The sequence below is a fragment of the Klebsiella sp. RCJ4 genome (assembly GCF_009025755.1).
Classification (GTDB): Bacteria; Pseudomonadota; Gammaproteobacteria; order Enterobacterales; family Enterobacteriaceae; genus Klebsiella; species Klebsiella michiganensis.
On sequence record NZ_WCIN01000040.1, the window covers coordinates 177,180 to 194,100 of the forward strand.

General features: G+C 58.4%; 13 protein-coding genes. 10 read left to right on the forward strand and 3 right to left on the reverse strand.

Annotation, left to right across the window (positions count from 1 at the left end; genetic code table 11):
• Positions 1 to 90: 90 nt before the first annotated feature.
• Complete coding sequence (gene ldcA / locus F8562_RS18015; RefSeq protein WP_014229799.1) at positions 91 to 1,005, reverse strand: muramoyltetrapeptide carboxypeptidase; 915 nt, start codon at positions 1,003 to 1,005, stop codon at positions 91 to 93.
• 95 nt (positions 1,006 to 1,100) lie between these two features.
• Between ldcA and emtA the strand changes: the two genes are divergently transcribed.
• Entirely contained in the window at positions 1,101 to 1,712 is a 612-nt protein-coding gene (emtA, locus tag F8562_RS18020; RefSeq protein ID WP_009651970.1) for a membrane-bound lytic murein transglycosylase EmtA, read from the forward strand.
• 104 nt (positions 1,713 to 1,816) lie between these two features.
• Here emtA and F8562_RS18025 read toward each other — a convergent pair whose 3' ends face one another.
• Positions 1,817 to 3,565 (reverse strand): alpha,alpha-trehalase, encoded by a 1,749-nt coding sequence (locus F8562_RS18025; protein ID WP_014229798.1) that lies wholly within the window; start codon positions 3,563 to 3,565, stop codon positions 1,817 to 1,819.
• A 518-nt stretch (positions 3,566 to 4,083) separates the two neighbouring features.
• On the opposite strand from F8562_RS18025, the gene F8562_RS18030 reads away from it, so the two are divergent.
• From F8562_RS18030 to F8562_RS18065, 8 genes are all read left to right on the forward strand, one after another.
• The gene (locus F8562_RS18030) at positions 4,084 to 5,442 is read left to right on the forward strand and encodes a glycoside-pentoside-hexuronide (GPH):cation symporter (RefSeq protein WP_014838795.1); all 1,359 of its coding nucleotides are present in this window, start codon (positions 4,084 to 4,086) and stop codon (positions 5,440 to 5,442) included.
• Positions 5,443 to 5,544: 102 nt separating this feature from the next.
• The gene (locus F8562_RS18035; protein WP_014229796.1) at positions 5,545 to 6,936 is read left to right on the forward strand and encodes a carbohydrate porin; all 1,392 of its coding nucleotides are present in this window, start codon (positions 5,545 to 5,547) and stop codon (positions 6,934 to 6,936) included.
• Positions 6,937 to 7,019: 83 nt separating this feature from the next.
• Entirely contained in the window at positions 7,020 to 9,800 is a 2,781-nt protein-coding gene (locus tag F8562_RS18040) for a glycoside hydrolase family 3 protein (protein ID WP_014838794.1), read from the forward strand.
• 21 nt (positions 9,801 to 9,821) lie between these two features.
• Positions 9,822 to 10,712 (forward strand): alpha/beta hydrolase, encoded by an 891-nt coding sequence (locus tag F8562_RS18045; RefSeq protein WP_014838793.1) that lies wholly within the window; start codon positions 9,822 to 9,824, stop codon positions 10,710 to 10,712.
• A 207-nt stretch (positions 10,713 to 10,919) separates the two neighbouring features.
• Positions 10,920 to 12,359 (forward strand): circularly permuted type 2 ATP-grasp protein, encoded by a 1,440-nt coding sequence (locus F8562_RS18050; RefSeq protein ID WP_014229793.1) that lies wholly within the window; start codon positions 10,920 to 10,922, stop codon positions 12,357 to 12,359.
• Positions 12,353 to 13,282 carry an alpha-E domain-containing protein gene (locus tag F8562_RS18055; protein ID WP_004103215.1) on the forward strand — a complete coding sequence of 310 codons (930 nt, stop codon included), beginning with the start codon at positions 12,353 to 12,355 and terminating at the stop codon, positions 13,280 to 13,282. The genes F8562_RS18050 and F8562_RS18055 overlap by 7 nt, the downstream gene beginning before the upstream one ends.
• On the forward strand, positions 13,279 to 14,094 hold the full coding sequence (locus tag F8562_RS18060) for a transglutaminase family protein (RefSeq protein ID WP_014229792.1): 816 nt from the start codon (positions 13,279 to 13,281) through the stop codon (positions 14,092 to 14,094). Before F8562_RS18055 ends, F8562_RS18060 begins: the two co-directional genes overlap by 4 nt.
• An 18-nt stretch (positions 14,095 to 14,112) precedes the next feature.
• Complete coding sequence (locus F8562_RS18065; protein ID WP_014229791.1) at positions 14,113 to 14,865, forward strand: proteasome-type protease; 753 nt, start codon at positions 14,113 to 14,115, stop codon at positions 14,863 to 14,865.
• Here the strand turns inward: F8562_RS18065 and F8562_RS18070 are convergent.
• Positions 14,850 to 15,617, reverse strand: coding sequence for an AraC family transcriptional regulator (locus tag F8562_RS18070; protein WP_094909337.1), 768 nt, complete (start codon positions 15,615 to 15,617; stop codon positions 14,850 to 14,852). The two genes, F8562_RS18065 and F8562_RS18070, sit on opposite strands and share 16 nt — an antisense overlap.
• Before the next feature lie 94 nt (positions 15,618 to 15,711).
• Here F8562_RS18070 and F8562_RS18075 point away from each other — a divergent pair, with 94 nt between their 5' ends.
• Positions 15,712 to 16,851, forward strand: a complete 1,140-nt coding sequence (locus F8562_RS18075) for an MFS transporter (protein ID WP_014838790.1) — start codon at positions 15,712 to 15,714, stop codon at positions 16,849 to 16,851.
• Positions 16,852 to 16,921 lie beyond the last annotated feature (70 nt).

Consider the following 16,921-nt stretch of genomic DNA (forward strand, 5'->3'; position numbering starts at 1 on the left):
TTGACGTACTCCTTACCGGCGTGAAGATAAATTAAAAACTACACCATTTTAACAATCTGACGCCGATCGGGATATGCGTTAGAGGAATTTTTATTCCGCCAGAACCGGGTGGCCGCTGATGCTTAACGTGGTGATGGATGCGTTGTTGACCAGCAATGCTCTGGCGCCAAGCGGCAGGGTGACCGTACGCTGCTCGTGACCGAAATCCAGGCCGCTGATGACCGGAATGTTAAGCTGCTGGCGAAGGTAGTCGTATACCATAGGCAGATCGTATCCGGCATCGTAGTCGTTGGCGTTTGCGCCGGTAAAACTGCCGAGGATAATCGCCCGCTGGCGCGCGAGAATACCGCTGTTGAGCAGCTGTAATAGCATGCGTTCGACGCGGAACGGGTGTTCGTTAATATCTTCCACCACCAGAATTCCGTCGCTAATCTGCGGCATCCACGGGGTGCCGATAAGCGAGGTCAGCATCGCCAGGTTGCCGCCCCACAGCGTGCCGTCGGCGCGACAGTCCGGGCCTTCACCGTGCCATTCGAGCGTAAACGCCGGGTTGCGCAGCGCCTGCCAGAAATGGTGCTCGGTAAATTCGTTCAGCGTTTCAGCGCCGAAGTTTCCCGCCAGCATCGGCCCGCTAAAAGTGATTATGCTACCCTTTGCCAGCAGCCCCAGCTGGATGGCGGTGAAATCGCTGTGGCCGCAAATAAGCAGCGGATCCTGCTGCTGGCGGGCGATCAGCGCCTGCCAGTCAATCTGCGGCAGCAGGCGAGTCGCGCCGTAGCCGCCGCGTACCGCCAGCACGATGCGGTTTTTACCGGCGAGGGCGGCGAGCTGGTTGATATCGGCAAGGCGTTCATTCTCAGTTCCGGCAAAGCGCAGCGCCCGGCGGGGAATGACTTCCTGGTGTGCGACCTGGTGCCCGGCCTCCTGCAGACGCTGCACGCCGCGATACGCCGCTTCCTGGTTGATGCAGTAACCGGAAGGGGCGACGAGATAAAACTGAGACATGACAATTCCTTGCTAAGAATGAAAGGGTTATCATGCCGCCTGGAGCGTTTATTGTCATCTCCGTGCGGCAAACTTCAGCCAATAAGGATAGATGTGTGAAATTGAGATGGTGTGTTTTTTTATGTGTATTGTTGGCCGGTTGTAGTTCAAAACACGATTATCGTAACCCGCCGTGGAACCCGGAAGTCCCGGTTAAGCGGGCGATGCAGTGGATGCCAATCAGCGAAAAAGCCGGTGCGGCGTGGGGCGTCGATCCCCAGCTGATTACCGCCATCATCGCCATTGAGTCCGGCGGTAACCCGACGGTGGTCAGCAAATCCGGCGCGGTTGGCCTGATGCAGCTGAAGCCCTCGACCTCCGGTCGCGATGTTTACCGGCGGATGGGCTGGAGCGGGGATCCTTCGGTGAGCGAGCTGAAGAATCCCGAGCGCAATATTTCGATGGGGGCGGCCTACCTCAGCATCCTCGAAAACGGTCCGCTGGCGGGGATTAAAGACCCGCAGGTGATGCGCTATGCGGTGGTGGTCTCCTATGCCAACGGCGCGGGCGCGCTGCTGCGGACATTCTCGTCCAATCGCCAGGATGCGATTGAAGAGATTAACGATATGGACGCCGATGATTTCTTTGAGCACGTGGTGAAAAAGCATCCGGCACCGCAGGCGCCGCGCTATATCTGGAAGCTGCAGAAGGCGCTGGACGCCATGTAAAGGGCGCTCCCCGCAGGTTCAACTTGCCGGGGAGCCGTCGGCCCGGCCGATTCTGGAACTGCAAATTGATAAAGACGCGCGGCGGGCCCCCGCCGCGCGGAGGTTTACGGCGCGACTTTTTTCTCCTCTACCGCAGCCGGCTGCTGAGCGGCAGGCTGCGCCGAGACGTCCGCCGCTTTGCCGTTGTCGTCATTTGCCGCCGGTCGCGCGGTGGGGACGGAGTCACACGGCTTCTCTTTCGGACACACCAGGTCCAGCATCTTCAGGGTGACGCCGTTGGTCCAGCCAAAGCCGTCCTGTAGCGGATACTCTCCGCCACCGCCGCCTGTTCCGGTCGAGCTGACATCATATTTTTCCACCAGCTTCTGTTCGCTGTTGTAGGTGTGCTGAACGTTGCTGAGGAACCGCCAGCTCACCTCCATTGCGATTTTCTGCTGGCCATACTTTTGCAGGCCTTCAGCGGCGACCCACTGCAGCGGCGCCCAGCCGTTCGGCGCATCCCACTGCTGGCCGCTATTGACGGTCGTGGTGGTCAGGCCGCCGGGCTTGAGCAGTCGCGCTTCGGTGGCGGCGGCGACCTTCGCGGCGCGTTCGCTGGACGCGGCGTTAACGTACAGCGGGAACAGCGCCGCGGCGGTCAGCTGATTGCGCACCTTATGACTTTTCAGATCGTAATCGGCGTACCAGCCCTCTTTATCGTTCCACAGATATTTCTCCAGCGCTTTCTGACGGGCGTTGGCTAAGGCGTCATACTGCGCGGATTTAGCGCTATCCCCTGCCGCTTTACTGGCGCGGGCGATGGCTTTTTCCATGTGGAACATCAGCGAGTTCAGATCGACCGGAACAATCGAGGTGGTGCGGATGGTGCCGAGCTGCTGCGGGTTATCCATCCAGCGGGAGCTGAAGTCCCAGCCGGATGCCGCGGCGGAGCGCAGATCGCGGTAGATTTCCGTGGCCGGTCGGTTGGGATTGTTTTTGGCGGTCGTGACGTCGTCCAGCCAGGATTCCGGACGCGGCGTGTCGTTATCGTCCCAGTAGCGGTTGAGCAGGGCGCCGTCGGCCATCCGCACCACGCGCTTACTGGCGCTGCCGGGCTCAAGCGCCTCAGCGCCATCCATCCAGTACTGGTACTCTTTCTCCATTTGCGGCAGCCATTTTTTGAGCGCTTCATCGCCCTCGTGCGTGGCCAGCAGTTCAACCATAAACGGGAAGAACGGCGGCTGCGAGCGGCTCAGATAGTAGGTGCGGTTGCCGTTGGGAATATGGCCCCAGGCGTCGATCTCCGCGGCGAAGTTGGTCACCATATCTTCAATTTTATCCCAGTGGCCGCTCTCAGCCAGGCCGAGCATGGTGAAGTAGCTGTCCCAGTAATAGACTTCGCGAAAGCGTCCGCCGGGCACCACGTAGGGCTTTGGCAGCGGCAGCAGCGAATCCCATTTTTCGACGTCGACGGTACTGCGGGTCAGTACGGGCCATAATCCGTTGATATGCTGGCGCAGCGTTTGTCCTTTTGGCGGAACGTACTGGTCGTTTTCGCGAGGCAGGGTAAAGTTGAGTTCGACGAAGTGCCGCAAATCAAAGCTGGTCTGGCTTTTCTGCATACGATAATCGGCAAGGATCATCAGCGGGTCGCCGTTCGGAATGGCGTCAGCAAACGTTTTCTGGTCAGAAAAAAGTTTCGCGCTTTGCACATCGTTAAATAGCGGACCGAGCAGGATATCGGGTGATTGCGGGGTGGGACGGGTTTCTTCAGCCTGAGCCGTCAACGTCGCCAGGGCGACAAACGCGCCCCCTAGCGCCAGACGAAGAGCAAAAGGCAGGGTAGCGGGGCGACGGGAAACGGGACTCGTCATAGATTGTTCTCCTTATCATTGCAGACTATGTGCCACTGCATTCGGCCATCAGAAAACCTTAGACGAATATCCGCCGCTGCGCGTGTCCGAGGTAACATTTTACGTGAAAACAGAGTATTTACCGCCCACTGGCCGGCAGCCAACCGGCACTATTGCGCTAAGCACAATATTATAATCTTAATCATATGAAACTGGCATGATGTTATTTGTGTTATGAATGTTTTTGCGCAAATAAAAAACACCGTTCAATAGTGATGCCAGTAAATAGAAAACGGAACTGATGTTTATCTGTGACAATAATGGTCATATTTATCGCCTTTTAAAAATTGCGCAAAGGATGAAAACCTGTGATCTGTCAGACAGAATTCCCGGGATTAATATGACTGAAGGCTGACAGGATCACATAAATTAAAAAACATAAATAATTAATTAAAAAACATAATGGCGCCCGCATAGCGGATAAGTAAAAAATGCAGACATTACAGAAACCGGTTTCATTTTGCATAAAGGAGTGGTGTATGTCTGCTGGCGACAAAATTTCTGTCAGAGAGAAAATAGGCTATAGCCTCGGGGACGCGGCCAGTCATATCGTATTTGACTCGTCCGTGGCTATTCTGGCTTATTTTTATACCGATATTTATGGCCTGCCGCCCGCCGTGATGGGGACGATGTTTTTGCTGGTTCGTCTGCTGGATGCGATTACCGATCCGATTATGGGCGCGATTGCTGACGCCACCTCAACCCGCTGGGGCCGTTTCCGCCCCTGGCTGCTGGCGATCTGCGTCCCCTTTGCGGTGAGCTGCGTGCTGGTGTATTCCATTCCCTCTTTCTCCGACTCCGGAAAAATTGCCTACGCCGTGGCGGCTTATATATTTATGACCCTGATGTATACGGCGATTAATATTCCTTACTGCTCGCTGGGCGCGGCGCTGACCTCCGATCCGCGCGAAAGCCTCTCGCTGCAGTCCTGGCGTTTCGCTATCACCCCAATCGGCGGCGCGCTCGGTACCGCGTTTATTTTACCGCTGGCTGACTTTCTCTATCCCGGCGACCGCGCGACCGGCATTCAGGTCTCGATGGCCCTGTTTGGCGTTATCGGCTGCCTGATGTTTATCACCTGCTTCGCCACCACCAAAGAGCGCGTGCAGCCGATTAAAGAAGAGAACCTGAACGTAGCGCGGGACGTGAAAATACTTTTTCGTAACGATCAGTGGCGTATTCTTTCCGTTTACAATTTTATGATGCTGGTCGCCGTAGTGATTCGCGGTGGCGCCGTCGTCTACTATGTGAATAGCGTGCTGCATAAAGGCGCCGACGTGATAACGATATTCATGCTCGGCGGGATGTTTGCCTCCATGCTGGGTTCGGTGCTGGCCAAGCCCTTCGGGACGCGTTTTTGTAAGGTCCGACTCTCTTTCTGGATTAACCTGCTCACCGCCGCGCTGGGCGTGGTCTGCTTTATCGTTCCGGTGCAATTCTGGATTGCGGTGCTCGGCGTGCATATTCTGATTTCTATTATTCAGGGCGGCAACGGCGCGCTGCAGTGGTCGATGATTACCGACGTGAATAACTATGGCGAATGGAAAACCCAGCGGCGTATTACCGGTATGAACGTTGCGGCAAATATCTTTGTTATCAAGCTGGGCGTCGCCGTTGGCGGGGCGATCCTCGGCTGGATATTGGCCTATTACCATTACGCCGCTAACACCGCGGTGCAGCCAGCTTCAGCGGTGCAGGGCGTGGTGCTGTTGTTCACCCTGGTTCCTTCTGTTTTTTATGTTCTTACCGCCGTCTCTATTAAATTCTACGGCTTAACGGAAAAGAGAATGAACGGCATCGTCGATGATTTAAACCACGGAACCTTCGCTGAATCCTGATTATTCAACACCGTATTTAAAGGGCTGTACAGACTATTTCTCTGGATAGCCCTGGTTTTACCCTGGATGAAACAAATAATAATGTAATTAGGGATGTTAATAATGAAAGTAAAGTATATAGCTCTGGTTATTAGTGGCCTGTTCTCCTCTGGCCTTTGGGCAGCGACAAATAATGCTCCTGCGGATATTGAAAAGCGTTTAGCGCAGCTGGAACAGCGCTTAATAAATGCTGAGCAACGGGCGGCCGATGCGGAAGCGAAAATTCAGACCTTAACCCGGCAGCAGGCTGCTGTGGCGAAAAGTACGCCAACCGTAAAAGTGGAATCCGCCGAGCCCGTCGCACCGGGCGCGGAGCCGACGAAACTGACGCTGTCCGGCTACGGGGATATCAAATTTTATGGCGATGTGGAATTCAATATGGATGGCGCCAGCAGCAGCGGTAGCCTGACTTCGGTAAAAACCACGGCGAATAAAGATTGGGCGCCGGGCAATAACGAACGCTGGGATATTAATGGCCGCCTGCTGCTAGGTTTTGACGGTATGCGCAAAATGGATAACCGCAGCTTTGCCGGTTTTTCCGTCCAGCCGCTGGCTGACCTGAACGGCAAAATGAATCTTGATGATGCGGTATTCTTTTTTGGCCAGGAGAACGACTGGAAGGTGAAGGTCGGCCGTTTCGAAGCCTACGATATGTTCCCGCTGAATCAGGATACGTTCGTGGAATACTCCGGGAACACCGCCAACGATCTCTACAGCGACGGCTACGGCTATATCTACATGATGAAGGAAGGGCGCGGCCGCAGCAGCAGCGGCGGCAACTTCCTGATGAGCAAAACCCTTGATAACTGGTATTTCGAACTCAATACCCTGCTGGAAAACGGCAGCACGCTGTTCCAGGACCAGCAGTATCACGGTACTGAACTGGAAAATGAGAAAAATGTCGCCTATTTACGCCCGGTTATTGCGTGGAACAGCGGACGCTTCTCCACCGCCATCGCCATGGAGAGCAACGTGGTGAATAACGCCTATGGCTATCACGATGCGAAAGGGCGCTGGGTCGACCAGTCCAGCCGCACCGGCTATGGCTATACGATGACGTGGAACGGGCAAAAAACCGATCCGCTGGATGGCGTGGTGACCAACCTTAACGTCGCTTATATGGATGCCGAAGATGAAACCGACTTTACCGCCGGGGTGAACTCCCTGTGGCACGGTGTTGAGCTGGGCTACATTTACGCGCATAACAAGATTGAAAGCTTTAATACCGCTAACTTTATCGCTAACTGCGACGATAACTGCTGGATCGCCGATCCGGGAAAATATGATATCCACACCATTCATGCGTCGTATCTGTTTCCGAACGTGATGAATATGAAGAACTTCAACATCTATCTGGGCGCCTACGCATCCTGGATTGAATCCCACCCGAACAACGGCGACGGCCAGGAAGACTCCCGCTACGGCGGCCGGCTGCGCTTCAAGTATTTCTTCTGAGCACAGCGGAGCCCGCATTTCGCGGGCTCTGTTTATTATGCTATTAAGCCTCCTGTCGGGGCATGAGTTAACAGGACAACACCATGTATGACAGTCAAGCGGGGACGCCGCTGGAAGGGTTTGCCGAATTTGCCGCCGCCGCCGCTGCCGAAGGCGCGGTGCTGTTGAGAAACGATGGCCAAATGTTGCCGCTCGCTCCCGAACGGCCGCTATCGTTATTTGGCCGAACGCAGATTGACTACTATCGCAGCGGTACCGGTTCCGGTGGGGCTGTTAACGTGGTGAGCAGCACAACCTTGCTGCAGGCGATGCGTGCGCGAAACGGGATGAGGCTGAATACGCAGCTGGCCGGACTCTACGAACGCTGGGTTGAACAACACCCCTTCGACAACGGCGGAGGGGGCTGGGCAGCGGAACCCTGGTGCCAGCAGGAGATGCCGCTGAGCGATGAGCAGATTCGTCAGGCGCGCGCTTTCTCCAGCCAGGCAGTGATTGTTTTTGGGCGTACCGCGGGAGAGGATCGGGACAACGCCGACGTGGAAGGTGGCTATCGGCTCACCGCCGACGAAATGAACCTGCTGTATCAGGTCTGCGGCGAATTTGATGACGTGGCGGTGGTGCTGAATACCGCCGGGCTTATCGATCTCTCATGGGCTGACGATCCGCGGCTGCGTCAACGCATTCGCGCGCTGCTCTACGTCTGGCACGGCGGCGCCGACGGCGCTCAGGCGGCCACTTCGCTGCTCTATGGTGAGGTGACGCCATCCGGCAAGCTGGTAGGCAGCATCGCGATCTCTCTCGACGACCATCCGGCATCGCCCTGCTGGGGGACGGAAGCGCAAAGCCTCTATCAGGAGGATATTTACGTCGGCTATCGCTACTTCGAAACCTTTTGTCCGCAGCGTCTGCAGTTCCCCTTTGGCTTTGGTCTCTCATACACCTCTTTCACCCTGCAATCGGCGCGGGCGGAAACCTTTGGCGACCTGATCAAGGCGACCGTCACCGTGACCAATCGCGGGGAGCGCTTCGCGGGCAAAGAAGTGGTGCAAATCTACCTCCAGGCGCCGCAGGGCGCGCTCGGCAAACCGGCCAAAGTGTTGGTGGCTTTTGCTAAAACTCGCCTGCTGCAACCGGGGGAAAGCGAAACCTTAACGTTATCAATTCCGCTGGAACGCTTTGCTTCTCTGGACGATAGCGGAGCGACCGGACATCCACACTGTTATGTAATGGAGCCAGGGCTTTATCGTTTGCTGCTTGGTAACAGCGTGCGCGATCTACAGCCGCTGCCGGTTGACGGCGAGGCGGGGTACGCGCAGAAAACGCTGCGGATCCTCTCCTGCCATCAGCAGGTGCTGGCGCCGACGGTGCCTTTCGTACGTATAAAACCGGTCGCGGACGGCGATGATGGGCGCTATCAGATCGAGTGGGAGGACGTGCCGCGGCGGGAGATTAATCTGCGCGCGCGCATTGAGGAGCGTTTGCCAGAGGCTATCACCCTTACCGGCAACCAGGGGCTGACCCTCAACGACGTGGCTGAAGGGCGTACCACGATGAACGCCTTTGTTGCTCAGCTGTCTGTTGAGGAGCTGGCCTGCCTGGTGCGCGGAGAAGGCATGTGTAGCCACAAAGTGACGCCCGGCGTCGCATCGGCTTTTGGCGGCGTGGCCGACAGCCTGCTGGAAAAAGGTATTCCTCTGGCATCGACCGCCGACGGCCCATCCGGGATTCGCATGGATAACGGCGCAAAGGCCACTTTGCTTCCCAGCGGAACATTATTGGCCTCCAGCTGGGACCCGATCCTCGTGGAACGCTTATACGTGATGGAAGGCAAAGAGCTGCTGCGCAACGGTATCGACCTGCTGTTAGGGCCGGGGATGAACATCCAGCGCCATCCGCTGAACGGGCGTAATTTTGAGTACTTTTCCGAAGATCCGCTGCTCACCGGGATGATGGCGGCGGCGGTGGTTCGCGGCATTCGCAGCGGCGGCGGGATTGCCACCCTCAAGCACTTTGCCTGCAACAATCAGGAGTTCGCCAGAGCCAAAGCGGATTCGGTGGTGTCAGAGCGCGCGCTGCGTGAAATCTATCTCAAAGGTTTTGAGTATGCGGTGAAATCCGGCGGCGCAAATGCGGTAATGACCGCTTATAACCCGGTCAACGGCCACCATGCCGCATCCAACTACGATCTCACCACCACCGTACTGCGCGAGGAGTGGGGCTTTCGCGGGATCGTGATGACCGACTGGTGGGCAACGATGAACGATCCCATCGATGGCGGCGCGGCGAGCACTCACAACACCGCGGCGATGATCCGCGCGCAGAACGACCTTTATATGGTGGTCAATAATAACGGCGCGGAAGTTAATGCAGGGGGAGATAACACCCTGGCGGCGCTGGCGACAGGCGAGCTAACGCTCGGTGAGCTTCAGCGCTGCGCGATAAACATCCTCGACTTTATGCTGCAGACGCAGGTCTTTAAGCGCGGGGAGATGCCGCGGGCGGGGATTATTCGCCTGGCGGCGGATCCAGCGTGCGATGGGGCCTGTCCTGGCGCAATTAAAATCGCCGAGCAGTCGCGGCTGCGCTACGACGAGGAGCTGGTGCTGAGCGTTGAGCGAACAGCGGTTTATGACGTGCTGGTGAGCGTTCACGCTAACGGTGCGCCGCTCGCACAAACCGCCTGCAACCTGCTGCTTAATGAACAATTTGTGGCGACGATCCAGACCAACGGTACGCTCGGTCGTGAGATTGTGCAGAAGCTGTGTCGGATTGAGCTACAGTCGGGGAAATATCGTGTAGGCTTTGATTTTATCAAGCCGGGTCTGGTGGTGGACTGGCTGGAACTCAAGCTCGTTAATGACTAATTTCCGTCTCAGGAGCCGCCGATGAACCGACGCCATTTTTTGTTTTTAAGCGCCGCCGCGCTGCTGGCGGGCGGTCGTCTTCGCGCCGCTGAAAGCCAGCAAACGATCCGCCTGTGGCCTGGCGTGCCTCCCGGCGGCGGCGGACCGGACGGCCCCGTCCGCTTATCGGCACGCGGCGCGCTAAGCCATATCGCCCAGCCTGAACTGACGGTATGGCGTCCCGCAGCGCCACGCGGCCACGGCGTATTAATTGCTGCCGGCGGCGGCTATCGACGCATTGAAATGGCGAAGGAGGCCTGGCCCGCCGCGCGCTGGCTAACGATGCGCGGCTATACCGCGTACGTGCTGACCTATCGTCTTCCCGGGGAGGGGTGGCAAGCGGGCGGCCTTGCTCCGCTGCAGGACGCTCAGCGGGCGCTGCGCCTGATTCGTCAGCGGGAAGCCAAAGTCAGCCTTCTGGGGTTTTCCGCCGGCGGACATTTGTCGGGAATGGCTGCCTGTCGCGCTGATTATGCCTCTTACCCGCCGATCGACGGCGTGGACGACACCCCGCCCCGGGCCGACGGCGCCGCGCTGATTTATCCGGTGATTTCCCTCGAACCTCCGTACACCCATACCGCCACCCATCGGCTCCTCGCCGGGCCTCACGCCGCGGAGGAGGTCGATCGCGCCTGGTCGGTACAAACCTGGGTCAGCGGGCGGACGCCGCCCTGTTTTCTGGTTCAGGCGGAGGACGATAATGTCTCCGATCCGCACAATACGTTGATAATGGCCGCCGCCTGCCGTCAGCATCAGGTCCCGGTCACCCTGTATCGTTACGCCAGCGGCGGTCACGGTTTTGCGCTGGGCCGGGTCGGTACGCCCAGCGTCGAGTGGCCCGAGCGCTACGCAGCGTGGCTGGCGGCGCGTTAGTATCGCGTGAATCGACTTGCCCCAAATTGGTGCGCTTTACGCGAAAAACAGGCCATAAATAAGCAAAGCGTCTGATTGTTTTTTATTCAATTCAGCGTCATTGCATAACAGCATAACGCCGCGCCGCCGCGCTGCGTTACCTGGCATAATTAATGCTTATCTCTTACCGGGATTACCTCAAAGTGAGTACAACCGGAGGAGACGGCCATGATAAAAATAACGCTTCCTGACGGGCATTATTATGATGAGATGCTTACCGCACAGGGAGAGCAGCGTCAGCACTATAACGCCTGGTGGCAATGGTTTCGCAGTACCGATCAATTCTCTATCCGGCAGAAGAAAGAGCAGGCGGAGCTGCTCTTTCACCGCATCGGCATCACCTTTAACGTCTACGGCGAGGATGAGGGCACCGAACGACTGATCCCTTTCGACAGCGTGCCGCGTATTATTCCCGCCGGCGAGTGGCAGCGGATTGACCGCGGCATCCGCCAGCGGGTGAAAGCGCTCAACGCTTTTCTTTACGATATCTACCACGATCAAAATATCCTTCGCGCGGGGCTGATCCCGGCCGAACAGGTGCTGGCGAACGAACAGTATCAACCCTGTATGCAGGGGATAAATTTACCCAATAACACCTACGCCCATATCACCGGAGTCGATATGGTGCGCAACAGCGACGGCCAGTATTACGTGCTGGAGGATAATCTGCGCACCCCCTCCGGCGTCTCCTATATGCTGGAAAACCGCAAAATGATGATGCGGCTGTATCCCGAAATGTTCGAACAGCACCATATTGCGCCGGTAGAACGCTACCCCAGCTATCTGCTGCAAACGCTGCGCGAAAGCTCGCCGGTGGACGATCCGTGCGTGGTGGTGATGACCCCGGGACGGTTTAACAGCGCCTATTTTGAACACAGCTTTTTGGCCCAGCAGATGGGCGTTGAGCTGGTGGAAAGCGCGGATCTGTTTATTAAAACCGGGGCGGTGTATATGCGCACCACCGAAGGACCGCGGCGCGTGGACGTCATTTACCGGCGTATCGACGACGCATACCTTGACCCGCTGGCCTTCCGCGCCGACTCCATGTTAGGCGTACCGGGGCTGCTGTCGGTGTATCGCGCCGGGGGCGTGGTGCTGGCCAACGCTATCGGTACCGGCGTCGCCGACGATAAATCGATCTACCCCTTCGTACCGGAGATGATCCGCTTCTATCTGGGCGAGCAGCCGATCCTGAGCAATATTCCCACCTGGCAGTGCCGTAAGGCGGAAGATCTCAGCTACGTGCTGAGCAATCTTGAACTGATGGTCGTGAAAGAGGTTCACGGCGCGGGCGGCTACGGCATGCTGGTTGGCCCGCGCTCGACCAAAGAGGAGCGCGATGCGTTTCGCCAGCGTCTGCTGGCGAATCCGGCCAACTATATCGCCCAGGACACCCTGGCGCTGTCGACCTGCCCAACCTTTGTCGACGAGGGGCTGGCGCCGCGCCATATCGATTTACGTCCCTTCGTCCTTTCCGGCCAGGAGATCCGCCTGGTTCCCGGCGGGCTGACGCGGGTGGCGCTAACCGAAGGTTCGCTGGTGGTGAACTCGTCGCAGGGCGGCGGCACCAAGGATACCTGGGTGATGGAGGATGATGAATCATGTTAAGCCGCACAGCGAGTGAACTCTTCTGGATGGCGCGCTACCTTGAGCGCGCGGAAAGCTATGCCCGGGTGCTGGACGTGACCTGGAAGCTGTCGATGATCCCCCGTCACAGCCAGCAGTCGCGGGATTTAGCCTTGCCGCTGAATCTGTCGCTGACCCATGAGCTGTTTCAGGCGCGGCACGCGCGTTTCACTATGAGCAACCTGCTTAATTTTTTCGCGCTCGACGGCAACAACCCGTACAGCATTTTCAGCTGCGTCGAGATGGCGTGGAACAACGCCCATGCGGTGCGCGGCAGCCTGTCGGCGGAGGTGTGGGAAAGCATCAACGCCACGCGCATTGAGCTGCGAAAGCTGCGCCAGCAGGGGATCGGCGAGCTGGGCAACGACGCTTTCTTTGAGTGGGTAAAAGAGCGGGTACATCTGTTTCGCGGGGCGATCCTCGGCACGCTGCTGCGTAACGACGCCCTGAGCTTTATCGGGATCGGGACGCTGATCGAGCGGGCATCCGCCACCGCGCAGCTGCTGTTGATTAAGGATCAGCAGCTGAACAGCGATCCCGATCCGGTACGCGAGTACTACCGGCTGGATACGCTACTTAATGCGGTCAGCGCCCGCGAGGCCTACAACAGCATTTACCGCCAGCCGGTCAGCCGCGAAACGGTGATGGAGCTGCTGATCCTGCGCAACGATGTGCCGAGATCGCTGAGAGCGAGTATTTCCGACCTCGTCGGGCAGCTGGAACAGATTGCCAACGACCGCTCGCACTTGCCGCTGCGGCTGGCGCACCAGCTCAACGTCGACCTGCGTTTCAGCACCCGCGACGATCTGGCGCAGGCCGATTTACAGGTCACCCTTAATGCACTGCTGGCGCGGATTAACGCGCTTTCCGACAGCATCAGACAAACCTATCTGGAGGCGTTATGAAACTGGTTATCGATCACCTGACCCGCTACGGCTACGATGAAGAAGTGAAGTTTTCGACCCAGTATCTGCGCCTGACGCCGCGCAGCAGCGGTCGGCAGAAGATCACCGCCTGGACATTAACCCTGCCGGACGGTTCCGCCGTCGCCACCACCGACGCCTGGGGCAACGTGCTGCACGTGCTGACGCTGGATAATCCGCATAAAGAGATTACTATCCGCGCCAGCGGGATCGTCGATATCGCCGAAGAGGGGGACGACATCGGCGCGGAGCCGCAGGAGCTGCTGTCGCCGCTGGTTTTCTTGCGCTGTACGCCGCTCACCCGCGCCGACGGCCCGATCCGCGAATTCGCCCAGCGCTGGTATCAGCCGGAGGCGCAGGAGGAGAGCCTGAACCGGTTAATGGCCGAGCTGCTGCTGAGAATGCCCTATTCGCCGGGCGCCACCCAGGTGCAGGACTCCGCCGCCGATGCCTTTGCGCGCGCGAAAGGGGTTTGCCAGGATCACACCCACGTGTTTCTCGCCTGCTGCCGGGCGCTGGAGATCCCGGCGCGCTACGTCAGCGGCTACGTTTACAGCGATAACGCCGAGCACGTCGCCATGCACGCCTGGGCCGAAGTGTGGCTCAACGAGCGCTGGCAGTCGTTTGATATCACCAATAACACGCGCAGCCTGAATCAACATTTGCGGCTGGCGACCGGGCTGGACTATCTTGATGCGTGCCCGGTACGCGGCACCCGCCTCGGCGGCGGGGGGGAAATCATGTTAACTAACGCTGAAGTGCGCGAGCATTCGCAGCAGGCGCAGCAGCAATAACGGCAGGAACAAAAAACGATGACCTACTGTGTGGCCATGTGTTTGTCAGATGGACTGGTATTTGCCTCAGACTCCCGCACCAACGCGGGAGTGGACCATATTGCAACGTTTAAAAAACTGCACGTTTTCCATCAGGATGGCGAACGGGTCATGGTCCTGCAGTCGGCGGGCAACCTGGCCACCACTCAGAGCGTGATTAGCCTGCTCAGCGCCCGCATTCGCACCCAGCAGGAGCCTAACCTGATGCAGGTGACCTCGCTATACGACGCGGCGATGCTGATCGGCAAAACCTTACAGGAGGTGATTCAGCGCGACAGCAGCAATCAGCAGAACTGCGGCAATACCAACTTCAACTGCAACCTGCTGCTCGGCGGGCAGATCGCCGGCGAAACGCACCGGCTGTTTCATATCTATCCGGAAGGCAACTTTATTGAAGCCACGCGCGACACGCCCTATTTCCAGATTGGCGAGAGCAAATACGGCAAGCCGATTATCGACCGGGTTCTGACCATCGATACTCCCCTGGAGCAGGCGATGTGCTGCGCGCTGATTTCGATCGACTCCACCCTGCGCAGCAATCTTTCGGTGGGGCTGCCGCTGGACACCCTGCTGTACCGCAGCGGTAGCCTTAGCAGCGCCGAACAGCATCGGATCACCGAAAACGATCCCTATTTCAATACCATTCGCAAAGCGTGGTCCGAAGGGCTGCAGAACACCTTTCTGAAGCTGCCGCCGTTCACGCCGGGCGGCCACAATCAGGCGGAAAAATAACGCCCCGGCGTCATGCCGGTCATGGTGCGGAAGAAGTAGATAAAGGCGCTGTCGCTGGCGAAGTCGAGCGCCTGCGCCGTATCGGTAATCCGCTCCCCGGTTGCCAGCATCTCGACCGCTTTCATTAATCGCCACTGTTGACGCCACTGCTGGTAGGACATCCCGGTATCGCGGCGAAACAGTCGGCTGATGGTTTTTTCGCTGGCGCCGCAGCGGGCAGCGAGCGTCCCAAGCGGCGGCGGCAGCGCGTCGCCGCAAACCATCGCCAGCCGTTTATCCTGCGGCAGCGCGAGCATCATCGGCTCCCGCGCGGCGGCGCGAATTTCCGCCTGGCACAGGGCGGCGAGATGTCGCGCCGGCTCGGCCTCCCAGTCGGTATCCCAGGGGCTGGCGCTGATGCGCTCTAATAGTTCGCGCAGCAGCGGCACCACGTTGAGTATCGCCGACTGCGTTGGCAACTGAGGGTAACGCTGCGGCTGAAACCAGACGGAACGATAGTCGACAATGTTTTTCATCTCCGCGCGATGGCTGACGTCGGCGGGGATCCACGCCGCGCGCCCCGGCGGCAGCAGGCACAGCAGGGCGCCATCGTCGAGCGTTAAACGCACGCATCCCTGACGGGTAAACAGGATCTGCGCCATCTTATGCCGGTGGCTGCCGGAGTCGTGGTTACCGAGCGCCGACTGCACGCCAATCAGGCTACTTTTCAACGCATCCGGATCGAATGCCGCGTCAGCGTCAAGCCAGGCCATAATGTCTGATTTCCGATGTTTAAAGTCATTATGTTTATAATGTTCGATAAACGGCTTCCCTACAATAGCGCCTCTTGTTAATCAGGAGGTGGATATGTTGGGACGTGCCGCGCTGGTGCTGGTGACCGCGCTACTGATGTTTCCGCAAATAGCGGAAACGATTTATAGCCCGGCGCTGACCGATATCAGCGCCCGTTTTTCCGTGAGCGCGCCGCAGGCGGCGCAAACCCTCTCCGTGTACTTTATCGGTTTTGCCGTCGGCGTTTTGCTGTGGGGCGGATTCAGCGATCGCTACGGCCGGCGTCCGGCCCTGCTGGCGGGGTTAGGGGTTTACGCATTGGGATGCCTGATGGCGCTGTGGGCGACGGATTTTTCGCTGCTGCTGGCGGCGCGGATCGTCACGGCCGCTGGCGCGGCAACCGGTTCAGTGGTGACGCAGACGGTCCTGCGGGACTGCTATCGCGGGCGGCAGCTGGCGGGAATTTTTTCGTTTATCGGCCTGGCGCTGGCGGTGAGCCCGGCCGTCGGGGTCTATATCGGCGGCGGGTTGACCGCCCTCTGGGGGATGCGCGGCGTATTCAGCGCGCTGGCGCTTTTGGCCGCTGCGCTTCTGCTGGGCTGCCTGGCGTTGATGCCGGAAACGCGTCCGCAAAACCTCAGGAGAGGGCCGTTTCTTCACGTGCTGCGGCGGATGGTGGGCGATACGCGTATCGCCCTGGCGGCAATCCTGGTGGCGGCATTTAACGTCAGCCTGTTCAGCTACTACAGCCTGGCCCCGTTTCTGTTCGCCCGATTCGATCTTGATGCCCTGACGTTTGGCTACAGCGGCATGGCGCTTGCCGCGGGTTCGCTGCTCGGCGCGCTGCTTAACCACCGGCTGCTGCGTCGGAATGTCTCGCTGGGGCGGATACTCGCCATCGCCTGCATTCTGCACTTAGCCGGCGGCGTCGCGGTGTACGTGCTGCGGGAATCAATCTGGTTTGTGGCGCCGGTTGCGCTGGTCACCCTTGCCTGGGCCATGGCGATCCCGCTGGTGCTGGGGTCGGCGCTGAGCGCCTACGGCGACTGTCGGGGCACCGCCGGCGCCTTTTTCGGCCTGTTTTATTATGTCCTGATTGGCGCCGGTCTGCTGGCGGCCGGGTGGGGGCAATCGCTGGGGGCGTCGCTGCTGGCGTGCGCGGGCGTGAGCATGCTCGCCGGGTGGCGATATATCATCGTGCTCAACGAGGGCTAAGGTGATTTTCTGGCAAAGCTAAGCGATTTAAATTCTTTGTTATTTAACGCGTTATCTCACATCTTCGGAG

What these genes read in the sequence shown, in the direction of transcription:
- ldcA (WP_014229799.1), bottom strand. Translation starts at nt 1,005, where the DNA reads ATGTCTCAGTTTTATCTCGTCGCCCCTTCCGGTTACTGCATCAACCAG.
- F8562_RS18025 (WP_014229798.1), bottom strand. Translation starts at nt 3,565, where the DNA reads ATGACGAGTCCCGTTTCCCGTCGCCCCGCTACCCTGCCTTTTGCTCTT.
- F8562_RS18030 (WP_014838795.1), top strand. Translation starts at nt 4,084, where the DNA reads ATGTCTGCTGGCGACAAAATTTCTGTCAGAGAGAAAATAGGCTATAGC.
- F8562_RS18035 (WP_014229796.1), top strand. Translation starts at nt 5,545, where the DNA reads ATGAAAGTAAAGTATATAGCTCTGGTTATTAGTGGCCTGTTCTCCTCT.
- F8562_RS18040 (WP_014838794.1), top strand. Translation starts at nt 7,020, where the DNA reads ATGTATGACAGTCAAGCGGGGACGCCGCTGGAAGGGTTTGCCGAATTT.
- F8562_RS18045 (WP_014838793.1), top strand. Translation starts at nt 9,822, where the DNA reads ATGAACCGACGCCATTTTTTGTTTTTAAGCGCCGCCGCGCTGCTGGCG.
- F8562_RS18050 (WP_014229793.1), top strand. Translation starts at nt 10,920, where the DNA reads ATGATAAAAATAACGCTTCCTGACGGGCATTATTATGATGAGATGCTT.
- F8562_RS18055 (WP_004103215.1), top strand. Translation starts at nt 12,353, where the DNA reads ATGTTAAGCCGCACAGCGAGTGAACTCTTCTGGATGGCGCGCTACCTT.
- F8562_RS18060 (WP_014229792.1), top strand. Translation starts at nt 13,279, where the DNA reads ATGAAACTGGTTATCGATCACCTGACCCGCTACGGCTACGATGAAGAA.
- F8562_RS18065 (WP_014229791.1), top strand. Translation starts at nt 14,113, where the DNA reads ATGACCTACTGTGTGGCCATGTGTTTGTCAGATGGACTGGTATTTGCC.
- F8562_RS18070 (WP_094909337.1), bottom strand. Translation starts at nt 15,617, where the DNA reads ATGGCCTGGCTTGACGCTGACGCGGCATTCGATCCGGATGCGTTGAAA.
- F8562_RS18075 (WP_014838790.1), top strand. Translation starts at nt 15,712, where the DNA reads ATGTTGGGACGTGCCGCGCTGGTGCTGGTGACCGCGCTACTGATGTTT.